Source organism: Neobacillus sp. DY30 (assembly GCF_030123065.1).
Taxonomy (GTDB): Bacteria; Bacillota; Bacilli; order Bacillales; family Cytobacillaceae; genus Neobacillus.
Genome location: NZ_CP126093.1, coordinates 3,820,654 through 3,847,500 on the forward strand (window position 1 = coordinate 3,820,654; position 26,847 = coordinate 3,847,500).

Below are 26,847 nucleotides of genomic sequence, written 5' to 3' on the forward strand. Positions count from 1 at the left end.
AATGGGGTGCTTTAGATGAAAATACTAGAACATATCGCACAGGAGATTGTTGAAAAGACCAGTGAAATACTGGACTTTCCTATCAGCATTACTGATAATGAGGGATATATTATTGGATCGACCGATAAGGACCGTATTGGGCTTTTTCATCAGCCCTCTCTTGAAGTAATCAAAAAAAATGTAATGGTAGATTGTAAGAGTGAATTAGAAAAAAAAATCCTTCCAGGTGTCTCTGCTCCAATCAAGTTTAATAATAAAGTCATTGGAGTACTTGGAATCGTCGGTGCACCTCGAGAAGTAGAAAAATACGTTCAGCTCGTCAAGAATCAAGTTGAAATGATGTGCCAGGAAGCCTTTCGAAATGAGATGGTTGAATTAAAAGAAAAAATGGTGGAGATGTTTGTCCATCAGATCATTCAATATAAAGAAAAAGGCAGTGAAAAGACTGATTACATACACCAATATGCAAAATTGCTTGAATTTGATTTACATAAAGATCGTGCCTGCCTGCTGATAACGATAAATTGCCCCTCGGAAATTAAGTCAGCCAATAAAGAAAGGGAAGAGATACTTGGAAGCTTTCAGTATTTCCAAAAGGAGGTCCTAAGTTTTTTAAATCTAATTTTTCATGAAAATAAAGATGATATTGTCTCCTTAATCGATTTTGAAAAATATATTGTCATTAAATCTCTTCCCTACCAGAAATCATATTTGTCTTTACTGGAAAGTTTGGAGGAAAAGTTAAAGAAAATCAATTCCTTTTTGGAAACGAAATATCATGTGTCTGCCTCTATTTCCGCAGGAGATATCAGCAATAGTTTACAGGGAATCTCTGAATCTTATCAAAATGCTGTCAAAGCCATGAACATTGGGATAAAGTCCAACCAAGAGTCCAAGATTTTTGTCTATAATGAGCGGGAGACTCTGCTATGGATGCTTCCAAAAGAACTCGTTCCCGATTATCGGAATAAATTATTAAAGCTAGTTACTCCTCTGATTGAACATGATAGTTATGAAGTTTTATCCTCTACCTTTGTCGGGTTCTGTAAGTACAATATGAATCTTAGTGAAGCATCTAGAAATCTCTTTATCCATCGTAATACAATCATCTACCGTCTTGAAAAAATCAGTGAAATTACCTCGCTTAGTACAAGCAGCTTTGAGCACTGTATGCTCCTATATACGGCTATTCAATGTTACGAGGAGACAAAACAAAAAAGCGGAGTATGATTCCGCTTTTTTGTTTTATGAACCCAGCTCCAGCACTATGGGCTTCCGATTTATTTAACCCAGGCTGGATTTTAGTTTTTGGCAAATATAATCTCCAACCTGCTCGGTCGTTGAATGACCGCCAAGATCCGGTGTAAGAACTTCTTTCTCTTGCAGAACATCCTCCATTGCATCGATAATCGCCTTCGCAGATTCTGGCTGACCTAAATGATCCAGCATCATACTTGTGCACCAAATAGAAGCCAATGGATTGGCTATTCCCTTTCCAGCAATATCTGGGGCAGAACCATGGACCGGTTCAAACATCGAAGGATATTTCTTTTCAGGGTTGATATTAGCTGATGGGGCAATTCCCAGCCCGCCAACAATTGCCGCCCCAAGGTCGGTTAAAATGTCCCCGAATAAGTTAGAGGCGACGACAACATCCATCGTCTCTGGTTTGCTGACAAAGAAAGCGGCAAGAGCATCGATATGCACAGTGATGCTATCTACATCAGGATATTCGCGGTTAATTTTCTGGACATACTCGTCCCAGAAAGGCATGGTATGATTAATCCCGTTTGATTTCGTAGCAGCAGTTATATGCTTTCTTTTACCTTGTTTTTGAGCAAGGTCAAAGGCATAGCGCAGCACTCTTTCTACACCCTTTCGAGTAAACACACTGTTTTGGATGGCCATATCCATGTCGGTTCCTTCATACATGCGGCCGCCAATACTTGAATACTCCCCTTCATTATTTTCACGAATCACAATAAAATTGAGATCCTCAGAGGTTTTTCCAGCGAGTGGAGAGGTAATCCCCTTTAGTAATTTAACAGGACGCAAATTAATATACTGCTCGAATTGCCGTCTAATTGGCAGCAGCAGCCCCCACAATGACACATGGTCAGGTACCCCGGGATAACCGACCGCACCTAGAAAAATAGTATCAAAGGCTCTCAATATCTCTAAGCCATTGTCCGGCATCATTTTACCGTGTTTGGCATAATATTCGCAGCTCCAGTCAAATTCCTTATAGGAAAGGGAGAAACCACCATGAATTTCACTAATTGTATCGAGAACTTTTTTTCCTTCCCGGACGACGTCTACTCCAATCCCATCTCCTGGGAGCAAGGCTATTGAATAATGTTCCATGTATTTGACCTCTATTCTGGTATTTTCGATTTCAACACTTCTGGATTTGCCACAAAATCTGGCTGTTTTCCATTTAGGACATTAATGACATTTGTGGCAACGGTAGTGGCCATTATATAATTACATTCCACTGTGGTCCCGCCAACATGCGGAGTAACAATCACATTTGGCAGGGATAACAATGGCAGATCCTTTGGCGGCGGTTCAGGGTCGAATACATCTAACCCGGCTCCAGCTATTAGACCCTCTTTTAAAGCAAGGTATAAATGGGTATGATTGATAACTGCTCCGCGCGCTGTATTGACTAAAAAAGCAGAAGGTTTCATTTTTGATAATAGCCTTTGATTAATCGAATGCTTGGTATGTTCGTTTAATGGGATATGAAGCGAAATAAAGTCTGATTGCGAAAATACTTCTTCCATATCGGTGCTGATGTGAACGCCTATTTCATGAGCAAATTGGTGTTTTTCAGGCTTATATTCCCTTACCCAAGCCGTGACATCCATTTCAAATCCAAGCTTCAGCCGCTTGGCAACTTCTTGTGCAATATTCCCAAACCCGATTAAACCAACCTTTTTCCCTTTTAACTCATACGTTGGAATAACCATTCGCGAATCATAGTTTCCTTTACTCATATTCTTATGGAAAGGAATCACCGATTTCGCTAAGGCCATGATAAGCATGACAGCATGTTCTGCGGTCGATACTTTATTCACCGATGGTGCATGAAGAACAGGGATCCCCTTTTCAGTCGCATAAGCTACATCAATATTATCAAGGCCAACCCCAGCCCCGGAAATGACCTTGAGATTCGGATTTGCGTCAATGACTTCTCGTGTGATTTTTGCCGGGGCTCTAAGGACAAGCCCCACTACATCCTTAACTCCCTCACATAGATGGGAGATATCAAATTGGTCTGTACGAATCACTTCTGCTCCAGCTTGTAATACCTTTTCCCCTTCGGGATGATACATCGAAAGTATTTGCAAAACTCGGGGTTTACTCATTCCTTTTCCCTCCAGGTACTATACTCGTAAATTTTCAACAATCGTCGCAATTCCCTGCCCGCCGCCGATACATGCGGTGATTAATCCATAGCGGCTGCCGCGGCGCTCTAATTCATTCATGATTTTGACCGTTAGAATGGCCCCAGTTCCTCCAATTGGATGGCCTAAAGCAATAGCACCGCCATTTACATTTAATTTCTTGGGGTCGATATTCAGTTCTTTTACACATGCCAGTGCTTGGGCAGCAAATGCTTCGTTTAGCTCTATTAAATCAATATCTTCTAATGTTAATCCTGCAAGCTTTAGCGCCTTCAATGTAGCCGGTACCGGACCAATTCCCATAATCTCAGGTGAAACACCTGCAACTGCTTGAGAGACAATGCGAAGTTTAGGTGTAAGTTCCCTTCTTAATGCCTCTTCCTCTGACATCATGACCAGGGCAGCGGCGCCGTCATTTCGGCCGCTAGAGTTTCCAGCCGTTACCGTACCGCCTTCTTTGAAAACAGGCTTTAAGGCGTTCAATTTTTCTAGACTTGTTAACCGTGGATGTTCGTCGGTATCAAATTGAATTTTTTCTCGTTTTATTTTTACCTCGTAAGGGACAATTTCGTCTTTAAATTTTCCTGCCTTAATGGCAGTTGCAGCTTTTTCCTGGCTTTCCATTGCAAAATAATCCTGCTCTTCACGGCTAATACTGTATTTATCTGCAAGATTTTCGGCTGTCAGGCCCATGGTAAGATTTCCATATACTTCGATAGGCTGGGCCCTCGGTTGACTTTCAGTATTCGAATCAACGAGTTCAGCATTTCCAGCTCCATATCCGAATCTTGCTTTCCTCAAATAATATGGCGCATTACTCATACTCTCTGCTCCGCCTGCCAAGATGATTTCAGACAAACCGGAGATAATTTGCTGGGCAGCATTATTGATTGCCTGCAAACCGGAACCACATTGGCGATGAACCGTATAACCTGGCACTTCAATCGGAAGGTCCGCCCGAAGTGCTGCAAGCCGGGCGATATTAGGTACATCTGAACTTTGTTTAGAATGTCCCCAAACTACTTCCTCGATGTCCTTCCCATTGATTTGACTTTTCTTTAATGCTTCACGCATTACTTTTTCTGATAAGAAATCTACTTCAATATCCTTCAGTGTTCCACCCATTCTTCCAATAGCAGTGCGGACACCATCCACAATCACTGCATTCCTCATCCTGTTTCACCCCCGTTTTTTATAGGAACTCTCGTTTTAATTCACTAGCTATGATGTTTTTCTGAATTTGGCTTGTGCCTTCATATATTTTCGTGATACGTGCATCACGGTAGTAGCGCTCAATCGGATAATCCTTCATATAACCAATTCCTGCATGAATTTGAACGGCTAAATCAGCAACGCGATTGTAAACCTCAGATCCATATAACTTTGCCATCGCCGCTTCCTTTACCACTCGCATTCCCTTATCGGACATCCAGGCAACACGATATGTAATTGAACGGAGCAGCTCGATTTCCATGGCCATATCTGCTAACATATGCTGAACCGCCTGTTGTTCAAAAATTGGTTTATCGAATTGAACCCTTTGCATGGCATAGTCCATGCTATGCTCAAGAAGCTTTTCGCAAGACCCTAAGTTTCGTGCTGCAAGGCCGGCTCTTCCATTCGCGAGGATTTTCAATGCATTGACGTAACCCTGGCCTTCTTCGCCAAGAACGTTTTCAGCAGGAACCTCCAAATTCTCAAAGAAAAGCTCAGCCGAATGGGAACCTCGCAGACCCATTTTTTTCTCAACACTCCCGACAATAAAGCCAGGGAAGTCCTTTTCAACAATAAAGGAAGTAATTCCTTTTGCCCCTTTACTTGGGTCTGTTATGGCCATTACCGTGAATACATTGCCGCATACAGCATTGGTAATGTAGTGTTTAGAACCATTAATAATATATCGGTCTCCCTTTTTCTCAGCCCTTGTTTTTAAATTGGCTGCATTAGACCCTGCACTCGGTTCTGTTAGAGCAAAAGCGCCAATCCATTCACCGCTTGCCATCTTTGGCAGATATTTTTCCTTCTGCTCTTTTGTGCCAAGCTCAACAATTCCAACCGAGCCAATTCCAGTATGTGCACCAATCAGCGTGGTATAGCCATTATGTGTTTTACCAAGCTCTTCATAAATGGCGCATTTCCCAACCATATCAAGGCCAAGGCCGCCATATTCTTCCGGAATACTTAAGCCGAATAATCCCATTTCCTTAGAAGCTTCGACAATATGGCTAGGAATTTCATCCTTTTCCTCAATTTCCATCGCCACCTTCTCTACTTCTCCTTGTACAAAATCATGAACCGCTTTCTTTAAAAGCTGGATATCTTCTGAAAATGTGAAATCCATTATTATTTCCCCCTTATTTTCCTTGAAATTGTGGTTTTCTTTTCTCAAGAAATGCTTGTGTTCCTTCTCGTTTATCTTCCGAACCGATTAAAATTGTTTGAGAAAGCTTTTCTAAATAAAGTGCTGTTTCCATTTCGATGTCAGCACCGCGATTAACGGCTGCCTTGGCTAAGCGTAACGCCAATGGGCCCTTTATGCTGATTTTACCCGCGTATTCCTTTGCTTTTTCCAATAGCTCATCCTGAGGGACTGCCTTACTAATAAGTCCGATTCTCTCCGCTTCTTCGGCTGTAATAATGTCTCCTGTTAAAATGAGATCCATCGCTTTTCCTTTTCCTACGATTCTAGTGAGTCTTTGCGTTCCCCCAGCACCTGGGATAATCCCTAAGCCGACTTCCGGAAGCCCTACCTTTGCATGATAAGAAGCGATGAGGATGTCGCAGGCAAGTGCCAGCTCTAATCCGCCTCCTAGAGCAAAGCCATTAATTGCTGCAATTGTTGGTTTTTCATAGTCTTCTATTTTCCGATAAACAGCTGACATATTAGGCTGCAGCGCCTCAATCATGGTTCTTTTATTTAATTGGCTGATATCAGCCCCGGCCGCAAATGATTTTTCGCCCGCACCGGTAAAAATAACCACACGAATCTCTTGATTAAATCTCCATTGATCAAGTGCTTGTTCTATTTCTTCCAGTGTCTCCAAATTTAATGCGTTTCGCAGTTCCGGACGATTGATGATAATGAAGCCGATCTCCTTTTCTTCGCGAACAATAATATTCGTATATTCCATTTCTTCCCCACCTTTAAACAGGCATAATTTTTAGATTTTTAGAAACGACAAAGTCCGCTTCTGTCAAATTGCGCACTTCCTCAACACTGCTATCCTCCGCTATCTCTTCCAAAGACAGACGCCCATTTTCGATGCGGAATACGGCTTTTTCTGTCACAATCATTTCGGCAGTCCGGATTCCGCTTGTTGGATAGGTAAGCTTTTTGACAATTTTGGGTACATTCGCTTTTGACACATGGGAAATGGCTATGATGATTTTTTTGGCGCTTGCCACTAAATCCATCGCCCCGCCAACACCGAGAATATCTTGGCCTGGAACCGCCCAATTGGCAATTTCTCCTGACCCGCTGACTTGAAGTGCGCCCATAACGGCAACATCAACGTGACCGCCGCGGATCATCACAAATGAATCAGAGCTAGAGAAAATCGATGAGCCGACTCCCAATGTAATTGGATGTTTACTTGCACTAATTAAATCCATATCAATCTCTTCTTTTGGGGGTGTTGGTCCCATTCCTAAAAGTCCATTTTCGGATTGTAAGTACACTTTGCTGTCCGGACCTAAATAGTTTTGGATTAAGGTTGGGATTCCGACACCTAGGTTGACAACCGTTCCGTCTTGAAGTTCCATAGCAATTCGTTTGGCAATTTTTATTCGATCTGCAGCAAGATTTTTATCGGTTGCGTTCAATATACTCACCGCCTATTTTTTCATAACGATCATTCAGTACAATGATGTCCACGTAGGAATGTGGTGTTACAATCTGTTCAGCTTCGAAGGTGCCAACCTCGACAATTTCGTCTACTTCGGCAATCACCAGGTCTGCGGCGGTTGCCATCATTGGATTGAAGTTACGCGCCGTTTTCGAGTAGATGAGGTTGCCCATCGTATCAGCCTTTTCGGCCTTAATTAAAGCGACATTTGCTTTTATTCCCCTGACAAAAAGATATCGGTCGCCATCAAATTCCCTTTCTTCCCTTCCTTCTGCAAGCTTGGTTCCAACAGCTGTTTTTGTATAAAATCCAGCAATCCCTGCCCCGCCAGCTCGGATGGCCTCAGCCAGAGTACCCTGTGGAATGAGTTCGATTTCTAGCTCCCCGCTTTTCCATGCTTTTACAGCATCCCGATTCGATGTGAAATAAGACCCGATTGCTTTTTTAATATGCTTGGAGATTAATAGCTTTCCTAAGCCTTTACCTGCTTCACCCAAGTTATTACTAATGATGGTTAATTCCCTGGCATGATCCGATTCGGTAATGGTATCGATTAAGGTAAAAGGGGTACCGCAAAGGCCAAAGCCTCCAACTAAAAGACGATCCCCATTTTTAATCCATTGAATGGCATCTTCGGCAGATTTTAGTTTTTCACACTTAAGCGTTTTCATCTTGTTTCTGAACCTCCCAGAATGATTAGATGATTATTTCTCATAATTGTAGAACCCTTGACCCGATTTCCTGCCTAGGCGGCCAGCTTTGACGTATTTGATCAATAATGGACATGGACGATATTTTTCACCTAACGTTTTATAAAGGTATTCCATATTTCTGAGTCTCGTATCTAAGCCTACTAGGTCTGCCAGCGCTAGAGGTCCCATCGGATGGTTCAACCCTAGCTTCATTGCCTTATCAATGTCTTCGGCAGAAGCGACCCCTTCCATTAATAGATTCATCGCTTCATTGCCGATTAAACAGTTCATTCGACTTGTGACAAACCCTGGAAACTCATTTACCTCTACAGTTTCCTTGCCTAATTTCGCTCCTATATCTTTCGCTTTTGCAACGGTATCATCGGAAGTTTCAAGTCCTTTAATGATTTCGATCAACTTCATCTTATGGACTGGATTAAAGAAATGCATCGCAATACATTTATCTGGTCTAGTGGTTTGCGCCCCTATTTCAGTTGGACTCATGGTTGATGTGTTCGTAGCAAGAATCGTATGCTCAGGACATATTTCGTCTAATTGTTTAAAAATCTCAACCTTTAGCTCCATCAATTCAAAGACAGCTTCGATGACAACATCTGCATTACCAGCGGCAGCCTCCAAGTTGGTTGTATATTCAATATTCTGCAAAGCAACTGCTGCCTGGTTCCTTTTCAGATATCCTTTTTCCGCACTTTTGGTCATTTCGGTTTCAATGTATAATTTGGCTTTATCTAAATTCTCTTGGTTTACATCGTTTAATACAACATGAAAGCCGCCAAGCGCCGCAGTATAGGCAATCCCTCTTCCCATTACACCTGAACCCACAACTGTTAACTTTTCCATACCTTACACTCCTTTTTCAAATGAACAATTAACCTGTATTCCTTTAAGGAATTACAGGTTAATCAATTTGTCATTCGTAACTTTTATCTGCACATCATTTAATAGTTATCAATCTGAGCTCTTTGCAGCTTTCCGCTGTAATCCACATAAATAGATTTCCATTCGGTATAGACATCTAATGATGCTACGCCGGAATCCCTGTGGCCATTCCCTGTTCCTTTTGTTCCTCCAAATGGCAGATGAATTTCTGCTCCCGATGTACCAGCATTTACATAGATAAGTCCTGTATCTAAATCTCTCATCGCCTGGAATGCACGATTAACATCTGCAGTATAAATAGCACTTGATAGGCCAAATTCAACGCTGTTATTCACTTCAATGGCTTCTTCTAAACTCTTAACTGAAATGATAGAAACAACTGGTCCAAAGATTTCTTCCTTAGCAATTCTCATGTCCTCTGTCACATCGGTGAAAATGGTAGGAAGATAGAAATTCCCGCTGTCCAAACCATTTTCAGTAGCAATTTTTCCACCAGCAAGAAGCTTGGCTCCCTCTTCTAGACCAATTTTAACGAACTCATCAATCTGTTCTAGTGAGGAACGATTAATAACCGGTCCAACCTTTACGGTTTCATCGAGCCCATCACCCATTTTTAATTCTCCAATTCTAGCAAGAAGTTTGTCCTCAATTACTTTTTTCACTGATTCGTGAACGAGTACACGGCTTGTAGCTGTACATCTTTGTCCACTTGTTCCGAATGCACCCCATAAAATACCTTCTACAGCCAGGTCAAGATCAGCGTCTTCTAACACGGTAATGGCGTTTTTCCCGCCCATTTCGAGGGATGTTCTCTTCAATAAAGCACCTGCGCGCCCATTGATAGCCTTTCCTACTTCGTTAGATCCAGTAAAGGAAATAAGATCAATACCTGGATGCTCCACCATTGCATTTCCTACTTCCGATCCCGAACCATGGACAAGGTTGATAAGTCCTTTAGGAAGCCCTGCTTCTTCATAGATTTTGACGAATTCCTCCGCAATCATTGGCGTTTCTGTTGCTGGCTTCCAGACTACAGCATTTCCGCTTACAAGTGCTGGAAGTGACTTCCAAGAGGCGATTGCAATTGGGAAGTTCCATGGTGTGATTAATCCAGCAACCCCAATCGGAACCCTTACGCTCATTGCAAACTTATTACGAAGTTCGGACGGAACTGTATCACCAAATAAACGGCGTCCTTCCCCTGCCATATAAAAAGCCATGTCGATTGCTTCCTGAACCTCTCCTCTAGCTTCATCAATGACTTTTCCCATTTCACTCGTTAAGATTTGGGCAAGTGATTCTTTTCTTTCTTTTAATAGAAAACCAACTTTATATAATACTTCTGCACGTTCAGGGGCAGGAACTAAACGCCATGATTTTTGTGCATTCTTAGCCGCTTGGACGGCTCTATCTACATCTTCTTTTGTCGATTGAGTTACTTCAGCCAATACTTTTCCATTTGCAGGATTTAAAACAGGTGTATATTTACCTGTAGATGATTCGCACCATTCGCCATTGATAAAGTTTAATATTTTTTTCATATAATTTTCCTCCTAAAAGATAATGTGTTTAACTCACTGTAATTTTAAGTTTTTGTTTAATCCTATTAACTGCCTCATTTAACCTCTCTGTCGGTACAGAAAGTGATACCCGGAAGAATCCTTCTCCTGAAGGACCAAATGCATTGCCAGGTGTAAGAATCACTCCTGTTTGTTCTAACACATTTGTGACAAATTCTGTTGAGGTATACCCTTTAGGGACAGGCGCCCAGATGAAAAAGCTGCCTTTTGGCGGATCCACCTCAACGCCAATTGACTTTAGTCCTTCCAGCATTGCCGTCATGCGCTCTTTATAAATTTGATTATGTTTTGTGATACAGCTTTGATCACTAGTTAAGGCAAAGGCCGCAGCCTTTTGAATCGGTGTCAATTGACCTGTATCGGTATTACTTTTCAAAATTGAGAGCGCTTTAATAATTTTCGAATTTCCTGCCACATAACCAATTCGAAATCCAGTCATGTTGTAGGTTTTAGAGAGAGAACCAAATTCAACTGAAATCTCCTTTGATCCTTCAATCTCAAGAATACTTGGGGCTTTATATGAATCAAATGTGACCATGTTATAGGCAGAGTCATGAGCAATAGGGATATTGTGGTTCCGTGCAAAGGTGACAGCGCGATGGAAAAACTCTACATCAACAGTAGCTGCCGTAGGGTTCCCGGGATAATTTAAAAACATCAGCTTTGAACATTTAAGAATCTCTTTCGGTATTGCCTTAAAATCAGGTTCAAAATTATTTTCCTTTGATAATGGCATATGATAATACTGCCCGTTTGCCAGCAGTGTTGCCATCCGGTATACCGGGTAGCTTGGATCAGGGATTAATACATAATCTCCGGGATCAACAAGAGTTGGTACAAGATGAGCAATGCCTTCCTTTGAACCAATCAAAGCTAGAACCTCTGTCTCCGGATTAAGTTCCACCCCATATTGACGGTAATAGAATTCTGCTACTGCAGTCTTAAATTCAGTGCACCCGACAAAGCTGGGATATTTTAAATTTTTCGGGTCTTGCAGTTCTTCTGTTAGTTTATCTACAATATGTTTCGGTGTTGGCAGATCCGGATCTCCTATTCCCAAATCAATGATATCTACTCCCGCTTCTATCATTGCAGCCTTTTTCTTGTTAATCTCTGCAAATAGATAAGGAGGAATTTGATCTATTCGATTCGATTGGTAATTCACAAACTCACCGCCTTAGTAAAATCTGAATATTCATTTCATGTCTCTAATTTATCGGTTTTTCGAACCATAAACTATGGTTGTTTTAAACAAAAATAACAGCTATTTTCATCATTCTTCCGTATGTTTCATACAAATATCTGTATGAAAATGACTTATAAAAATAAATAAGCCCCTCACGAGAGGGACTTTCCTAGGATAGTATTCGTTTTTCGCCATCAATTGCTTTGATTGGATCTATATTTTGTGTAAATTCCAGTGTTCCAATATATGTTCCATTTTCATCCCGAACAGCGAAATAACGGATATAGACATATTTATCACGGAACTTGATCCAAAAATCTTCTGTATCCTTCTTGCCAGCTTTAAAGTCTGCTAACAGTTCTTCCACTACATGAACACTTCTCGGCGGATGACAGTTTTGGACAGTACGGCCAATTACCGCTTTTGTACGGGCAAAAATTCTTTCTTTTCCATGAGAGAAGTAACGGACTACATCATCTTGATCGATAAACGTGAGGTCTACAGGTAAATGATTCAACAACAGCTCTAGCTGTTTTAATGATAATATTCCTGTTTCCATCTTAATAAATCCCTCTGAGATGGCTTTCTCCTCAACCGCATGTCTTTCAGGCTTCCAAACCTCTGAAGGTGCGATTAAGCAGTAGCCAATCTCCTCACTTTCACGTGCTATTTTTACCCATTCATCTTCTGTAAAATTATTTATTGCCATTGGAAATAGAATGTTTTCTTCTCTATAGATCATGGTGATAACTTCTTGAATAATAAAATTTATAATTTCAATTAATGTATGCTTGTCCCCGTTATAGGAAGTCAATTTCTGTCTAGCATCTTTAATCGCGTCACGGATAAAGTCGTTGATGCGCCACATGTTTGTAGTTGGTCCATAAATGCCGTAGGTTTCTAAATAAGGGAAAATTAAATTCTCTTTCCTGCTATAGTGTTTATCGATGTCTAGCAGCAGGTTAATATCTTCTATAAGCTTAAGGACATTTTCATAACTATCATCCTTTTCAAACTGCTCCAAATGAAGTTTAAGTTTAGTATTTACCAATTTATCAAGTTCTTTATTCTCTAATTTAAAGGTGTGTATGGGATGACCCGGCTGTTCCTCTGGCTTATTGGTGTTTTCAATTTTTTCAATAGAACCTTTAAAAATTTCTGTGTGCTTAGCGTGTAACCGATGCATTTCCTCTACTGACAGATCTCCAAACTCATGCTGCAGCTGAGAAATTTCATCAATCGTAATTTTCCCGATAAACGCATCAAAATGTGCCTTTACTTCATTAACATTTTTTCCATCGTGAAGATCTTTGAAGATTTGTTTTAATATTACCTGCCGTTTATTTTTAGTTTTGGTTTGCTGTTCACGGTTATTAATTATCTCGCTCATAGGTATTCTCCTTCGCTAGTTGCTCTGTTTAAATGATATTGATAATGAATCTCATACATAAAATAACACCTTTTAAACAAACTGTTTGTGATTAACATCATTGGTACGGAAATAAACTTAATAAATGTGATAAATTTAAGAACAAATAATAAACACGGAATTTGACAGCAGTTTTTATCCGTGTTATATTTATCTCGAATTAAAGATAAATATTTTCAAGATATCAAATATTCCCCTGTCCTGTGTTGTGTATTGGACTTTAAGGGGAAAAATAATGAAGCCATACTATTGGAGGAATAAAATTTGAACCACTTAAAAGGGATACACCATGTAACTGCGATAACAAGCAGCGCCGAGAAGAATTATGAATTTTTCACATATGTATTAGGTATGCGTCTAGTCAAGAAAACAGTGAATCAAGATGATATTCAAACCTATCACTTATTTTTCGCAGATGACACGGGAAACCCAGGAACAGATATGACATTTTTCGATTTTCCTGGAATTCCAAAAGGTGTGCATGGAACAAATGAAATTTCAAAAACTTCCTTCCGTGTACCGAGCGACGCAGCATTAGACTATTGGGTAAAGCGTTTTGACCGTTTAAACGTAAATCATACAGGTATTAAAGAACAATTTGGTAAAAAGACGTTATCGTTTGTCGATTTCGATGATCAACATTACCAATTGATTTCAGATGAAAACAATGAAGGAGTTGCAGCAGGTGTACCATGGCAAAATGGTCCGATTCCTTTGGAATATGCGATTACCGGATTAGGGCCTATTTTTGTAAGAATTGCTAATTTTGATTACTTTAAAGAAATGATGGAAAAAGTTCTTCTTTTTAAAGAAATTGCTCAAGAAGGTGCTTTCCATCTATTCGAAGTAGGTGAAGGAGGAAACGGGGCACAGGTAGTGGTTGAATATAATGCGGTTCTTCCACAGGCACAACAAGGATTTGGTACAGTGCACCACGCCGCGTTCCGGGTTGAAGATCGATCAGTTTTAGAAGAATGGGATCAACAAATGCGCAGTTTCGGGTTCCAAACATCTGGATTTGTCGATCGCTACTTTTTCGGTTCATTATACTCTAGGGTGGCACCTCAAATTTTATTTGAATTTGCAACAGACGGTCCTGGGTTCATGGGTGACGAACCTTATGAAACCCTTGGTGAAAAACTATCCTTACCGCCATTCTTTGAATCAAAACGCAATCAAATTGAAAGACTCGTACGTCCAATTAATACAGTAAGAAGTACGATTAAATTTAAAAAGGAATAAAAAATGAGCGGATCCTTTGGGACTCCGCTTTTTTCATTTCACCATAATTTCACATGAGACTTCAACAAATTATGACCATGTAATGATGATTCCATAAAAATGAAAAAGTGCCAGGCACGAAGGCAGCTGGCACTTGTTATTACTATTATAGAGTTGTAATGATTGGTCCATTTTTTGTAAGGATGATGGTATGTTCGTACTGTGCAACAAAACTTTCTTCTGTCACATAGGTCCAGTCATCACCTTCAACTTGGAAAACTTCCTCTTCTTTGGTTGAGATGAAAGGCTCGAATGCAATAACCATGCCTTCCTTTAAAAGTTCGTCATCCCACGTATCATGATAGTTATAAATATGATCTGGAGCTTCATGAATTCTTCGTCCGATTCCATGACCTGTTAAATTCATGATAACTGTTAATCCGTGCTGTCGCGCTGTTTGGATGACAGCTTTCCCCAGTCCACTTTTCTTTGAACCAGGTTTTGCTTTCTTAAGACCTGCTTCAAAAGCCAATTTAGCCACATCACAAATTTTTGTTAATATTTCTTCACCTTCTCCTACGACGAAAGAAATACCTGTATCAGCGAAGTAGCCATTCTTTGAACCAGAAACATCGATATTTACGATGTCACCTTCTTTAATGACTCTCTTCCCTGGAATACCATGGGCTACTTCTTCATTAACGCTTATACATGTGTAGCCGGGGAAATCATATTCACCCTTTGGTGCTGAAACTGCACCCGCTTTTTCGAAAAGCTGTCCAGCTATATCATCTAGTTCCTTTGTAGTTATACCAGGTACCGTTCTTTGTACCAATTCATTTCTAATTTCAGCACAGATTTTGCCAATTTCTTTCAACGCTTGAATATCTTCTTCTGTTTTTGCAATCATGTGTTTTCCCTACTTTATCAAATTAATATCGTTATAAATTTTCCATTCTTATATTTTAGGCTTACTTATTGTAAAAATTCAAGTATATTTCTTTATAGCTATATTCTAAAAATTATTCTTCATGGCTCCAATGGGCTGGCCTCACTAATGAGGCTGGTAATTTAGTGCGGTTATTCCCCTTAGCTGCATTCACTTGGGCCTGGGTAAGAAAAATACTCCCAGTAAGATTTGCCCCGCTGATATCCGTATCCCTAAAATCCGCTCCGATGAAATCACTCCATCTAAGGTCTGCATTTCTAAGGTCTGCAGCAATTAGTAAGGCGCCTCTAAGATTTGCGCCCCTTAAATCGGCTCCTTTCAACTTTGCCCCTATATAATCCATTCCCCGCCGTTGTTCCTTTTGCTTTTTCGCGACTTGAGCACGAACTAACTCACTAGTACGAATCAATAACTTGTTTACCTTTGCTCTATGCTCGTTCACATCTATGCTCAATATAAGTTCGGGACTTTTAGCAGCAAGTTCTTCAGTCTCTACAAAAGCATAATATAATTCTTTATAGATTGATTGTGCAGCCTCTGTAGTTAGTGCTTCATATAAGTACCATAGCATCTCATGAAGTTGTTGCATAATTGGATAAACATCAAACATCTCTTTAGCAACTTCCTGGTTTGAACGCCAATCCTTTCCATTATATGTGATTTGCGATACCTTTTGACCAGCCCCAAAGCATTCATAAGCCGAACAGCCACGAAACCCTTTATTCCGAAGATCATTATGTATGCCGCATAGATAATTGAATTGTAAATTACGGCAAGGAGTCCCACCGTCTTTATTAAAGGCGAAATCGGCTGATTTTGTATAAGGCAGTGCCACACAGCACAAACCAAAGCAATTTTCACAGTCTGCTCGTAAATTATTTAAAGTATTGTTGTCTATTACTAATGCACTAGACATAATAAACACACTTCCTTTTATAAAAAACTTACCTGGTAATCCATTTGAAAAATCTCAACTAGGTATTATCTTAACACAGAAAATTAAGTACGTCTTTTCGATTAGCTACTATTGGGTTACCGTTTTCTCTGGAATAACACAGTACGGCACGATTACCTTCTATTCGTTACTGTTTTTCCTGAAAATAGCACCCTGGACATGTATACCTGCTATTCGTTACCGTTTTTTCCGAAATTAGAACTGCACGAGCATGAGTTACTTCTATTCATTACTATTATCACTATAAATAGAGCTATTTCGGGTACGATTAAAATAATTCATTGTTTACAAAAAGTAATAAACGATAATTTCCAAATACTATTTATCGGTCTCACTTGTCCTTTGGGGCAAACAAAAAAGAACAACCTTTTTAAGTTGTTCTTCATTGTTATTTTTACGCGCCTTAGAGGATTCGAACCTCTGACCGTACGCTTAGAAGGCGTATGCTCTATCCAGCTGAGCTAAAGGCGCATATATATATATGGCGGAGAAGGAGGGATTTGAACCCTCGCGCCGGTTACCCGACCTACACCCTTAGCAGGGGCGCCTCTTCAGCCTCTTGAGTACTTCCCCATAGACATAAAAATGGCTCCGCAGGTAGGACTCGAACCTACGACCGATCGGTTAACAGCCGATAGCTCTACCACTGAGCTACTGCGGAACAATGGAAATTTATTTTGCTTTGCCAAAAAATACTGGTGGGCCTAAATGGACTCGAACCATCGACCTCACGCTTATCAGGCGTGCGCTCTAACCAGCTGAGCTATAGGCCCTTTAATGGAGCGGGTGATGAGAATCGAACTCACAACATCAGCTTGGAAGGCTGAGGTTTTACCACTAAACTACACCCGCATGTGAAAATTTGGAGGCAACACCCGGATTTGAACCGAGGATAAAGGTTTTGCAGACCTCTGCCTTACCACTTGGCTATGCTGCCTTTAAAATGACTGGGCTAGCTGGATTTGAACCAACGCATGTCGCAGTCAAAGTGCGATGCCTTACCGCTTGGCTATAGCCCAATAATAAAAATGAAATGGGGCGACTGATGGGAATCGAACCCACGAATGTCGGAACCACAATCCGATGCGTTAACCACTTCGCCACAATCGCCATCATGGTTAGTTTCACCTTCATGAAGAAACTTTGGTTATTTTGCTTCGCAAAAAACTTTGGTTATTTTGCTTCGCAAAAAACTTTGGTTATTTTGCTTCGCAAAAAACTTTGGTTATTTTGCTTCGCAAAAAACTTTGGTTATTTTGCTTCGCAAAAAACTTTGGTTATTTTGCTTCGCAAAAAACTTTGGTTATTTTGCTTCGCAAAAAACTTTGGTTATTTTGCTTCGCAAAAAACTTTGGTTATTTTGCTTCGCAAAAAACTTTGGTTATTTTGCTTCGCAAAAAACTTTGGTTATTTTGCTTCGCAAAAAACTTTGGTTATTTTGCTTCGCAAAAAACTTTGGTGGAGGGGGACGGATTCGAACCGCCGAACCCTGAGGGAGCGGATTTACAGTCCGCCGCGTTTAGCCACTTCGCTACCCCTCCATATAGGAGACCTTACTGATCATTACCATTAAATGGCGGTCCGGACGGGACTCGAACCCGCGACCTCCTGCGTGACAGGCAGGCATTCTAACCAACTGAACTACCGGACCATATTGCGGGGGCAGGATTTGAACCTACGACCTTCGGGTTATGAGCCCGACGAGCTACCAGACTGCTCCACCCCGCGACAATAAAAATCATTACACTCAACTCATGCCCATAGTTTGTATGGACTGTATCAATCTCAGAAAGCCAATTCAAGCAGCTGTTCGACTGATACAACTCGCAGATTATTCTGTGAAGTAACGCTCGTTGCTCCACCCCGCGACAATAAAAATTTATTAAATTAATTAAATGGCGGAGGAAGAGGGATTCGAACCCCCGCGCGGTTTAACCCGCCTGTCGGTTTTCAAGACCGATCCCTTCAGCCAGACTTGGGTATTCCTCCAGATATATGGACCCTGTAGGACTCGAACCTACGACCGGACGGTTATGAGCCGTCTGCTCTAACCAGCTGAGCTAAGGGTCCATTAACACTAACATTAATAACAACATTAGCATTAGATTCATATATAGCGGCGGAGGGGATCGAACCCCCGACCTTACGGGTATGAACCGTACGCTCTAGCCAGCTGAGCTACACCGCCATTTTAAAAAACAATAAATGGAGCCTAGCGGGATCGAACCGCTGACCTCCTGCGTGCAAAGCAGGCGCTCTCCCAGCTGAGCTAAGGCCCCATGTTATTAATGTAATCTTCGTCTGGTCGGGAAGACAGGATTCGAACCTGCGACCCCTTGGTCCCAAACCAAGTGCTCTACCAAGCTGAGCTACTTCCCGTTATTTTATGGCGCGCCCGAAAGGAGTCGAACCCATAACCTTCTGATCCGTAGTCAGACGCTCTATCCAATTGAGCTACGGGCGCATAATATTGGAGCGGAAGACGGGATTTGAACCCGCGACCCCCACCTTGGCAAGGTGGTGTTCTACCACTGAACTACTTCCGCACAAATGGAAGATTACTTTCACTTCGTGAAAAAATCTTAGTGCGGGTGAAGGGAGTCGAACCCCCACGCCTTGCGGCGCCAGATCCTAAGTCTGGTGCGTCTGCCAATTCCGCCACACCCGCATATTAAAAGTTATTTTACAGGCGCAAAAAACTTTGGTGAGCCATGAAGGACTCGAACCTTCGACCCTCTGATTAAAAGTCAGATGCTCTACCAACTGAGCTAATGGCTCGAATAAAGAAATTTCTCTAAACTCGTTTACACTGCTTATAATCCCTTTCGGGGTTTTGCGTATGCTTCCGCTGATGTAAAATCAACGAAGCAAGAAGCATGGTGCCGGCTAGAGGACTTGAACCCCCAACCTACTGATTACAAGTCAGTTGCTCTACCAATTGAGCTAAACCGGCGCAAATGGAAGTTTATTTCAAACTTGAATTATGAAATGTTAAAACTTTGGTGGAGGATGACGGGATCGAACCGCCGACCCTCTGCTTGTAAGGCAGATGCTCTCCCAGCTGAGCTAATCCTCCAAATGGTGACCCGTACGGGATTCGAACCCGTGTTACCGCCGTGAAAGGGCGGTGTCTTAACCGCTTGACCAACGGGCCAGTAAGTTAGAATTGATAAAGTGTTTTCCGAGCGACTTTTATATCATAACACCATCGGTGTTATCAAACAAATGAAAGTTTTTTCCATTTTTTAAAATGGGATTAAAAAAGATAGAAAGAATATTTCTGTCTTTCGCCTGGCAACGTCCTACTCTCACAAGGACAAAGTCCCAACTACCATCGGCGCTGAGAAGCTTAACTTCCGTGTTCGGTATGGGAACGGGTGTGACCTTCTCGCCATTGCTGCCAGACTATTTATTTTGAGGTTTCATTCCCTCAAAACTAGATAATTTCAGAAGAAGTGTGTAAAAACGAGTTCACCTTAAAATTGTCCAGCTTCGGCTCCTAACTTCTCGGCCGTTTCGATCCGTCCCTACAAATCCAAAACCGGGATTTGCAGTGCCGGCTCTCCAACGTCTGTCGAAGTTGACCAGTCGCCTCCGCTTTTCTATTTGGTTAAGTCCTCGAACGATTAGTATCAGTCAGCTCCACACGTTACCGCGCTTCCACCTCTGACCTATCAACCTGATCATCTTTCAGGGTTCTTACTAGCTTGACGCTATGGGAAATCTCATCTTGAGGGGGGCTTCATGCTTAGATGCTTTCAGCACTTATCCCGTCCGCACATAGCTACCCAGCGATGCCTTTGGCAAGACAACTGGTACACCAGCGGTGCGTCCATCCCGGTCCTCTCGTACTAAGGACAGCTCCTCTCAAATTTCCTGCGCCCACGACGGATAGGGACCGAACTGTCTCACGACGTTCTGAACCCAGCTCGCGTACCGCTTTAATGGGCGAACAGCCCAACCCTTGGGACCGACTACAGCCCCAGGATGCGATGAGCCGACATCGAGGTGCCAAACCTCCCCGTCGATGTGGACTCTTGGGGGAGATAAGCCTGTTATCCCCGGGGTAGCTTTTATCCGTTGAGCGATGGCCCTTCCATGCGGAACCACCGGATCACTAAGCCCGACTTTCGTCCCTGCTCGACTTGTAGGTCTCGCAGTCAAGCTCCCTTGTGCCTTTACACTCTGCGAATGATTTCCAACCATTCTGAGGGAACCTTTGGGCGCCTCCGTTACTCTTTAGGAGGCGACCGCCCCAGTCAAACTGCCCACCTGACACTGTCTCCCACCCCGATCAGGGGTGTGGGTTAGAATTTCAATACAGCCAGGGTAGTATCCCACCGACGCCTCCACCGAAGCTGGCGCTCCGGTTTCTCAGGCTCCTACCTATCCTGTACAAGCTGTACCAAAATTCAATATCAGGCTACAGTAAAGCTCCACGGGGTCTTTCCGTCCTGTCGCGGGTAACCTGCATCTTCACAGGTACTATAATTTCACCGAGTCTCTCGTTGAGACAGTGCCCAGATCGTTACGCCTTTCGTGCGGGTCGGAACTTACCCGACAAGGAATTTCGCTACCTTAGGACCGTTATAGTTACGGCCGCCGTTTACTGGGGCTTCGATTCAGAGCTTCGCTTAGCAGCTAACCCCTCCTCTTAACCTTCCAGCACCGGGCAGGCGTCAGCCCCTATACTTCGCCTTGCGGCTTCGCAGAGACCTGTGTTTTTGCTAAACAGTCGCCTGGGCCTATTCACTGCGGCTCTTCGAGGCTATTCACCTCAAAAAGCACCCCTTCTCCCGAAGTTACGGGGTCATTTTGCCGAGTTCCTTAACGAGAGTTCTCTCGCTCACCTTAGGATTCTCTCCTCGCCTACCTGTGTCGGTTTGCGGTACGGGCACCTTTTATCTCGCTAGAGGCTTTTCTTGGCAGTGTGGAATCAGGAACTTCGGTACTATATTTCCCTCGGCATCACAGCTCAGCCTTAAGGTGAACGGATTTTCCTATTCACCAGCCTAACTGCTTACACGCACATATCCAGCAGTGCGCTTACCCTATCCTCCTGCGTCCCCCCATCACTCAAACGATAAAGAGGTGGTACAGGAATATCAACCTGTTGTCCATCGCCTACGCCTTTCGGCCTCGGCTTAGGTCCCGACTAACCCTGAGAGGACGAGCCTTCCTCAGGAAACCTTAGGCATACGGTGGATGGGATTCTCACCCATCTTTCGCTACTCATACCGGCATTCTCACTTCTAAGCGCTCCACCAGTCCTTACGGTCTAGCTTCAACGCCCTTAGAACGCTCTCCTACCACTGACACCATATGGTGTCAATCCACAGCTTCGGTGTTACGTTTAGCCCCGGTACATTTTCGGCGCAGAGTCACTCGACCAGTGAGCTATTACGCACTCTTTAAATGGTGGCTGCTTCTAAGCCAACATCCTGGTTGTCTAAGCAACTCCACATCCTTTTCCACTTAACGTAAACTTTGGGACCTTAGCTGGTGGTCTGGGCTGTTTCCCTTTTGACTACGGATCTTATCACTCGCAGTCTGACTCCCACGGATAAGTCTTTGGCATTCGGAGTTTGTCTGAATTCGGTAACCCGATGAGGGCCCCTAGTCCAAACAGTGCTCTACCTCCAAGACTCTTACAACGTGAGGCTAGCCCTAAAGCTATTTCGGAGAGAACCAGCTATCTCCAAGTTCGATTGGAATTTCTCCGCTACCCACACCTCATCCCCGCACTTTTCAACGTGCGTGGGTTCGGGCCTCCATCCAGTGTTACCTGGACTTCACCCTGGACATGGGTAGATCACCTGGTTTCGGGTCTACGACCACATACTCATTCGCCCTATTCAGACTCGCTTTCGCTGCGGCTCCGTCTCTTCAACTTAACCTTGCATGGGATCGTAACTCGCCGGTTCATTCTACAAAAGGCACGCCATCACCCATGAACGGGCTCTGACTACTTGTAGGCACACGGTTTCAGGATCTCTTTCACTCCCCTTCCGGGGTGCTTTTCACCTTTCCCTCACGGTACTGGTTCACTATCGGTCACTAGGGAGTATTTAGCCTTGGGAGATGGTCCTCCCAGCTTCCGACCGGATTTCACGTGTCCGGCCGTACTCAGGATCCACTCAGGAGGGAACGAAGTTTCAACTACAGGGTTTTTACCTTCTATGACGGACCTTTCCAGGTCGCTTCATCTACCCCGTTCCTTTGTAACTCCATGTTGAGTGTCCTACAACCCCAAGAGGCAAGCCTCTTGGTTTGGGCTATGTCCCGTTTCGCTCGCCGCTACTCAGGGAATCGCGTTTGCTTTCTCTTCCTCCGGGTACTTAGATGTTTCAGTTCCCCGGGTCTGCCTTCAATACCCTATGTATTCAGGTAAAGATACTGCTCCATTACGAGCAGTGGGTTCCCCCATTCGGAAATCTCCGGATCAAAGCTTACTTACAGCTCCCCGAAGCATATCGGTGTTAGTCCCGTCCTTCATCGGCTCCTAGTGCCAAGGCATCCACCGTGCGCCCTTTCTAACTTAACCTAAATGGTTATACTCTTAATTTAATAAGAGAGAAAAACTAAAATGGCGATTCTCGGTTTTACTTTGACTTCTTCTTACGATTATCTAGTTTTCAAGGAACGAGGCTACTGATTTCAATCACATCGTGATTAAACTTCAGAGCTTTACATCATGCTGCCTTGCGACGAGCTGAGGAATAACTTCCCCGAACTACTGCGGCGCAGGTGCAAACGTTTTGAGAGATTGCTCCCTCAAAACTAAACAAACAAGTAACAGTCAACTTCTTATCAGTCCACAAGGACTGCATTATCCTTAGAAAGGAGGTGATCCAGCCGCACCTTCCGATACGGCTACCTTGTTACGACTTCACCCCAATCATCTGTCCCACCTTAGGCGGCTGGCTCCTTGCGGTTACCCCACCGACTTCGGGTGTTACAAACTCTCGTGGTGTGACGGGCGGTGTGTACAAGGCCCGGGAACGTATTCACCGCGGCATGCTGATCCGCGATTACTAGCGATTCCGGCTTCATGCAGGCGAGTTGCAGCCTGCAATCCGAACTGAGAATGGTTTTATGGGATTGGCTAAACCTCGCGGTCTTGCAGCCCTTTGTACCATCCATTGTAGCACGTGTGTAGCCCAGGTCATAAGGGGCATGATGATTTGACGTCATCCCCACCTTCCTCCGGTTTGTCACCGGCAGTCACCTTAGAGTGCCCAACTGAATGCTGGCAACTAAGATCAAGGGTTGCGCTCGTTGCGGGACTTAACCCAACATCTCACGACACGAGCTGACGACAACCATGCACCACCTGTCACTCTGTCCCCCGAAGGGGAAAGTCCTATCTCTAGGAGTGTCAGAGGATGTCAAGACCTGGTAAGGTTCTTCGCGTTGCTTCGAATTAAACCACATGCTCCACCGCTTGTGCGGGCCCCCGTCAATTCCTTTGAGTTTCAGCCTTGCGGCCGTACTCCCCAGGCGGAGTGCTTAATGCGTTAGCTGCAGCACTAAAGGGCGGAAACCCTCTAACACTTAGCACTCATCGTTTACGGCGTGGACTACCAGGGTATCTAATCCTGTTTGCTCCCCACGCTTTCGCGCCTCAGCGTCAGTTACAGACCAGAAAGCCGCCTTCGCCACTGGTGTTCCTCCACATCTCTACGCATTTCACCGCTACACGTGGAATTCCGCTTTCCTCTTCTGTACTCAAGTCCCCCAGTTTCCAATGACCCTCCACGGTTGAGCCGTGGGCTTTCACATCAGACTTAAAGGACCGCCTGCGCGCGCTTTACGCCCAATAATTCCGGACAACGCTTGCCACCTACGTATTACCGCGGCTGCTGGCACGTAGTTAGCCGTGGCTTTCTGGTTAGGTACCGTCAAGGTACCGGCAGTTACTCCGGTACTTGTTCTTCCCTAACAACAGAGCTTTACGACCCGAAGGCCTTCATCGCTCACGCGGCGTTGCTCCGTCAGACTTTCGTCCATTGCGGAAGATTCCCTACTGCTGCCTCCCGTAGGAGTCTGGGCCGTGTCTCAGTCCCAGTGTGGCCGATCACCCTCTCAGGTCGGCTACGCATCGTCGCCTTGGTGAGCCGTTACCTCACCAACTAGCTAATGCGCCGCGGGCCCATCTGTAAGTGTCAGCCGAAACCGACTTTCAGCTTTTCCTCATGTGAGGAAAAGGATTATCCGGTATTAGCTCCGGTTTCCCGAAGTTATCCCAGTCTTACAGGCAGGTTGCCCACGTGTTACTCACCCGTCCGCCGCTAACCAAGAGGTGCAAGCACCTCATGATTCGCTCGACTTGCATGTATTAGGCACGCCGCCAGCGTTCGTCCTGAGCCAGGATCAAACTCTCCAAGAAAGTTGATTAGCTCATTTGTTACGTTGGCTAGTTTCTATAGTAGAAACTAATATTTTTGTTGACGTTCTTGTTTGTTTAGTTTTCAAAGAACAATATCATCTGTCAATATGACAGGAATGTTAGTGTATCGCATTTCTACTACTATATCAATTATAAAATATTTCCAATTTACTAGAAGTAAGTTAAAACTGATAAGGTCGTTTTCTGAGCGACTTTTATATCATAACACCATCGGTGTTATTAAACAACTGAAAGTTTTTTCCATTTTTTAAAATGGGGATTAAAAAAGACAGAAAGAACATTTCTGTCTTTCGCCTGGCAACGTCCTACTCTCACAGGGACAAAGTCCCAACTACCATCGGCGCTGAGAAGCTTAACTTCCGTGTTCGGTATGGGAACGGGTGTGACCTTCTCGCCATTGCTGCCAGACTATTTATTTTGAGGTTTCATTCCCTCAAAACTAGATAATTTCAGAAGAAGTGTGTAAAAACGAGTTCACCTTAAAATTGTCCAGCTTCGGCTCCTAACTTCTCGGCCGTTTCGATCCGTCCCTACAAATCCAAAACCGGGATTTGCAGTGCCGGCTCTCCAACGTCTGTCGAAGTTGACCAGTCGCCTCCGCTTTTCTATTTGGTTAAGTCCTCGAACGATTAGTATCAGTCAGCTCCACACGTTACCGCGCTTCCACCTCTGACCTATCAACCTGATCATCTTTCAGGGTTCTTACTAGCTTGACGCTATGGGAAATCTCATCTTGAGGGGGGCTTCATGCTTAGATGCTTTCAGCACTTATCCCGTCCGCACATAGCTACCCAGCGATGCCTTTGGCAAGACAACTGGTACACCAGCGGTGCGTCCATCCCGGTCCTCTCGTACTAAGGACAGCTCCTCTCAAATTTCCTGCGCCCACGACGGATAGGGACCGAACTGTCTCACGACGTTCTGAACCCAGCTCGCGTACCGCTTTAATGGGCGAACAGCCCAACCCTTGGGACCGACTACAGCCCCAGGATGCGATGAGCCGACATCGAGGTGCCAAACCTCCCCGTCGATGTGGACTCTTGGGGGAGATAAGCCTGTTATCCCCGGGGTAGCTTTTATCCGTTGAGCGATGGCCCTTCCATGCGGAACCACCGGATCACTAAGCCCGACTTTCGTCCCTGCTCGACTTGTAGGTCTCGCAGTCAAGCTCCCTTGTGCCTTTACACTCTGCGAATGATTTCCAACCATTCTGAGGGAACCTTTGGGCGCCTCCGTTACTCTTTAGGAGGCGACCGCCCCAGTCAAACTGCCCACCTGACACTGTCTCCCACCCCGATCAGGGGTGTGGGTTAGAATTTCAATACAGCCAGGGTAGTATCCCACCGACGCCTCCACCGAAGCTGGCGCTCCGGTTTCTCAGGCTCCTACCTATCCTGTACAAGCTGTACCAAAATTCAATATCAGGCTACAGTAAAGCTCCACGGGGTCTTTCCGTCCTGTCGCGGGTAACCTGCATCTTCACAGGTACTATAATTTCACCGAGTCTCTCGTTGAGACAGTGCCCAGATCGTTACGCCTTTCGTGCGGGTCGGAACTTACCCGACAAGGAATTTCGCTACCTTAGGACCGTTATAGTTACGGCCGCCGTTTACTGGGGCTTCGATTCAGAGCTTCGCTTAGCAGCTAACCCCTCCTCTTAACCTTCCAGCACCGGGCAGGCGTCAGCCCCTATACTTCGCCTTGCGGCTTCGCAGAGACCTGTGTTTTTGCTAAACAGTCGCCTGGGCCTATTCACTGCGGCTCTTCGAGGCTATTCACCTCAAAAAGCACCCCTTCTCCCGAAGTTACGGGGTCATTTTGCCGAGTTCCTTAACGAGAGTTCTCTCGCTCACCTTAGGATTCTCTCCTCGCCTACCTGTGTCGGTTTGCGGTACGGGCACCTTTTATCTCGCTAGAGGCTTTTCTTGGCAGTGTGGAATCAGGAACTTCGGTACTATATTTCCCTCGGCATCACAGCTCAGCCTTAAGGTGAACGGATTTTCCTATTCACCAGCCTAACTGCTTACACGCACATATCCAGCAGTGCGCTTACCCTATCCTCCTGCGTCCCCCCATCACTCAAACGATAAAGAGGTGGTACAGGAATATCAACCTGTTGTCCATCGCCTACGCCTTTCGGCCTCGGCTTAGGTCCCGACTAACCCTGAGAGGACGAGCCTTCCTCAGGAAACCTTAGGCATACGGTGGATGGGATTCTCACCCATCTTTCGCTACTCATACCGGCATTCTCACTTCTAAGCGCTCCACCA

Annotated in this window: 16 protein-coding genes, 23 tRNA genes and 5 rRNA genes (1 of these 44 only partly in view); 3 read left to right on the forward strand and 41 right to left on the reverse strand. The window is 44.1% G+C overall.

What is annotated here, in order from left to right; all coding sequences use genetic code 11:
• Positions 1-15: 15 nt before the first annotated feature.
• Positions 16-1,230: a CdaR family transcriptional regulator gene (locus tag QNH29_RS18530; protein WP_283860842.1), complete on the forward strand. Its 1,215-nt coding sequence runs from the start codon at positions 16-18 to the stop codon at positions 1,228-1,230.
• Positions 1,231-1,284: 54 nt separating this feature from the next.
• Here the strand turns inward: QNH29_RS18530 and QNH29_RS18535 are convergent, their stop codons facing one another.
• The 11 genes from QNH29_RS18535 to QNH29_RS18585 all read right to left on the reverse strand — a co-directional run bounded on the left by QNH29_RS18535 (position 1,285) and on the right by QNH29_RS18585 (position 13,003).
• Entirely contained in the window at positions 1,285-2,364 is a 1,080-nt protein-coding gene (locus tag QNH29_RS18535) for a tartrate dehydrogenase (protein ID WP_283860843.1), read from the reverse strand.
• Positions 2,365-2,375: 11 nt separating this feature from the next.
• Positions 2,376-3,371: a hydroxyacid dehydrogenase gene (locus QNH29_RS18540; RefSeq protein ID WP_283860844.1), complete on the reverse strand. Its 996-nt coding sequence runs from the start codon at positions 3,369-3,371 to the stop codon at positions 2,376-2,378.
• Positions 3,372-3,389: 18 nt separating this feature from the next.
• Complete coding sequence (locus QNH29_RS18545; protein WP_283860845.1) at positions 3,390-4,583, reverse strand: thiolase family protein; 1,194 nt, start codon at positions 4,581-4,583, stop codon at positions 3,390-3,392.
• Between the two features lie 19 nt (positions 4,584-4,602).
• Positions 4,603-5,751, reverse strand: a complete 1,149-nt coding sequence (locus QNH29_RS18550; RefSeq protein ID WP_283860846.1) for an acyl-CoA dehydrogenase family protein — start codon at positions 5,749-5,751, stop codon at positions 4,603-4,605.
• A gap of 13 nt (positions 5,752-5,764) precedes the next feature.
• On the reverse strand, positions 5,765-6,541 hold the full coding sequence (locus QNH29_RS18555; protein WP_283860847.1) for an enoyl-CoA hydratase/isomerase family protein: 777 nt from the start codon (positions 6,539-6,541) through the stop codon (positions 5,765-5,767).
• Between the two features lie 13 nt (positions 6,542-6,554).
• Positions 6,555-7,232 carry a 3-oxoacid CoA-transferase subunit B gene (locus tag QNH29_RS18560; protein ID WP_283860848.1) on the reverse strand — a complete coding sequence of 226 codons (678 nt, stop codon included), beginning with the start codon at positions 7,230-7,232 and terminating at the stop codon, positions 6,555-6,557.
• Entirely contained in the window at positions 7,216-7,926 is a 711-nt protein-coding gene (locus QNH29_RS18565) for a CoA transferase subunit A (RefSeq protein ID WP_283860849.1), read from the reverse strand. Before QNH29_RS18565 ends, QNH29_RS18560 begins: the two co-directional genes overlap by 17 nt.
• 33 nt (positions 7,927-7,959) lie before the next feature.
• A complete protein-coding gene (locus QNH29_RS18570) occupies positions 7,960-8,808 on the reverse strand; it encodes a 3-hydroxyacyl-CoA dehydrogenase (protein WP_283860850.1) in 849 nt (282 codons plus the stop codon).
• Positions 8,809-8,906: 98 nt separating this feature from the next.
• Entirely contained in the window at positions 8,907-10,388 is a 1,482-nt protein-coding gene (locus QNH29_RS18575; protein WP_283860851.1) for an aldehyde dehydrogenase family protein, read from the reverse strand.
• 28 nt (positions 10,389-10,416) lie between these two features.
• A complete protein-coding gene (locus QNH29_RS18580) occupies positions 10,417-11,592 on the reverse strand; it encodes an LL-diaminopimelate aminotransferase (RefSeq protein ID WP_283860852.1) in 1,176 nt (391 codons plus the stop codon).
• 190 nt (positions 11,593-11,782) lie between these two features.
• Positions 11,783-13,003: a DUF438 domain-containing protein gene (locus tag QNH29_RS18585; RefSeq protein WP_283860853.1), complete on the reverse strand. Its 1,221-nt coding sequence runs from the start codon at positions 13,001-13,003 to the stop codon at positions 11,783-11,785.
• A gap of 303 nt (positions 13,004-13,306) precedes the next feature.
• Here QNH29_RS18585 and QNH29_RS18590 point away from each other — a divergent pair, with 303 nt between their 5' ends.
• Entirely contained in the window at positions 13,307-14,284 is a 978-nt protein-coding gene (locus QNH29_RS18590; RefSeq protein WP_283860854.1) for a ring-cleaving dioxygenase, read from the forward strand.
• Between the two features lie 145 nt (positions 14,285-14,429).
• Here the strand turns inward: QNH29_RS18590 and map are convergent, their stop codons facing one another.
• The 10 genes from map to QNH29_RS18640 all read right to left on the reverse strand — a co-directional run bounded on the left by map (position 14,430) and on the right by QNH29_RS18640 (position 17,277).
• A complete protein-coding gene (map, locus tag QNH29_RS18595; protein WP_283860855.1) occupies positions 14,430-15,173 on the reverse strand; it encodes a type I methionyl aminopeptidase in 744 nt (247 codons plus the stop codon).
• Positions 15,174-15,285: 112 nt separating this feature from the next.
• Positions 15,286-16,128, reverse strand: a complete 843-nt coding sequence (locus QNH29_RS18600; protein WP_283860856.1) for a pentapeptide repeat-containing protein — start codon at positions 16,126-16,128, stop codon at positions 15,286-15,288.
• Between the two features lie 436 nt (positions 16,129-16,564).
• Positions 16,565-16,638: transfer RNA gene (locus QNH29_RS18605), tRNA-Arg, on the reverse strand.
• Between the two features lie 11 nt (positions 16,639-16,649).
• Positions 16,650-16,740 (reverse strand) — tRNA-Ser (locus QNH29_RS18610).
• Positions 16,741-16,753: 13 nt separating this feature from the next.
• Positions 16,754-16,828: transfer RNA gene (locus QNH29_RS18615), tRNA-Asn, on the reverse strand.
• Between the two features lie 35 nt (positions 16,829-16,863).
• A tRNA-Ile gene (locus QNH29_RS18620) sits at positions 16,864-16,940 on the reverse strand.
• A gap of 5 nt (positions 16,941-16,945) precedes the next feature.
• A tRNA-Gly gene (locus tag QNH29_RS18625) sits at positions 16,946-17,019 on the reverse strand.
• 11 nt (positions 17,020-17,030) lie between these two features.
• Positions 17,031-17,104, reverse strand: a tRNA-Cys gene (locus tag QNH29_RS18630).
• 10 nt (positions 17,105-17,114) lie between these two features.
• Positions 17,115-17,186: transfer RNA gene (locus tag QNH29_RS18635), tRNA-Gln, on the reverse strand.
• Positions 17,187-17,201: 15 nt separating this feature from the next.
• Positions 17,202-17,277, reverse strand: a tRNA-His gene (locus QNH29_RS18640).
• 59 nt (positions 17,278-17,336) lie between these two features.
• Here QNH29_RS18640 and QNH29_RS18645 point away from each other — a divergent pair.
• Positions 17,337-17,660, forward strand: a complete 324-nt coding sequence (locus QNH29_RS18645) for a hypothetical protein (RefSeq protein WP_283860857.1) — start codon at positions 17,337-17,339, stop codon at positions 17,658-17,660.
• Here the strand turns inward: QNH29_RS18645 and QNH29_RS18650 are convergent.
• The 20 genes from QNH29_RS18650 to QNH29_RS18745 all read right to left on the reverse strand — a co-directional run.
• Positions 17,624-17,708 (reverse strand) — tRNA-Tyr (locus QNH29_RS18650). The two genes, QNH29_RS18645 and QNH29_RS18650, sit on opposite strands and share 37 nt — an antisense overlap.
• A 33-nt stretch (positions 17,709-17,741) precedes the next feature.
• Positions 17,742-17,818: transfer RNA gene (locus tag QNH29_RS18655), tRNA-Asp, on the reverse strand.
• 3 nt (positions 17,819-17,821) lie between these two features.
• Positions 17,822-17,895, reverse strand: a tRNA-Met gene (locus tag QNH29_RS18660).
• Between the two features lie 168 nt (positions 17,896-18,063).
• Positions 18,064-18,156 (reverse strand) — tRNA-Ser (locus QNH29_RS18665).
• Between the two features lie 7 nt (positions 18,157-18,163).
• Positions 18,164-18,237, reverse strand: a tRNA-Ile gene (locus tag QNH29_RS18670).
• Positions 18,238-18,281: 44 nt separating this feature from the next.
• Positions 18,282-18,355 (reverse strand) — tRNA-Met (locus tag QNH29_RS18675).
• Between the two features lie 18 nt (positions 18,356-18,373).
• Positions 18,374-18,446, reverse strand: a tRNA-Ala gene (locus QNH29_RS18680).
• Positions 18,447-18,469: 23 nt separating this feature from the next.
• A tRNA-Pro gene (locus QNH29_RS18685) sits at positions 18,470-18,546 on the reverse strand.
• Between the two features lie 8 nt (positions 18,547-18,554).
• A tRNA-Arg gene (locus QNH29_RS18690) sits at positions 18,555-18,631 on the reverse strand.
• 7 nt (positions 18,632-18,638) lie between these two features.
• Positions 18,639-18,713 (reverse strand) — tRNA-Gly (locus QNH29_RS18695).
• Positions 18,714-18,753: 40 nt separating this feature from the next.
• Positions 18,754-18,835, reverse strand: a tRNA-Leu gene (locus QNH29_RS18700).
• Between the two features lie 34 nt (positions 18,836-18,869).
• Positions 18,870-18,945: transfer RNA gene (locus tag QNH29_RS18705), tRNA-Lys, on the reverse strand.
• 99 nt (positions 18,946-19,044) lie between these two features.
• Positions 19,045-19,120, reverse strand: a tRNA-Thr gene (locus QNH29_RS18710).
• Positions 19,121-19,167: 47 nt separating this feature from the next.
• Positions 19,168-19,243 (reverse strand) — tRNA-Val (locus QNH29_RS18715).
• A 3-nt stretch (positions 19,244-19,246) separates the two neighbouring features.
• Positions 19,247-19,321 (reverse strand) — tRNA-Glu (locus tag QNH29_RS18720).
• 135 nt (positions 19,322-19,456) lie between these two features.
• Positions 19,457-19,572: ribosomal RNA gene (gene rrf, locus QNH29_RS18725) — 5S ribosomal RNA — on the reverse strand.
• Positions 19,573-19,773: 201 nt separating this feature from the next.
• Positions 19,774-22,711, reverse strand: a 23S ribosomal RNA gene (locus QNH29_RS18730).
• Positions 22,712-23,006: 295 nt separating this feature from the next.
• Positions 23,007-24,556, reverse strand: a 16S ribosomal RNA gene (locus QNH29_RS18735).
• Between the two features lie 313 nt (positions 24,557-24,869).
• Positions 24,870-24,985: ribosomal RNA gene (rrf, locus tag QNH29_RS18740) — 5S ribosomal RNA — on the reverse strand.
• 201 nt (positions 24,986-25,186) lie between these two features.
• Positions 25,187-26,847, reverse strand: a 23S ribosomal RNA gene (locus QNH29_RS18745); it runs 1,277 nt beyond the window's last position.
• The 16S, 23S and 5S rRNA genes sit together here with 15 tRNA genes alongside, the layout of an rRNA operon.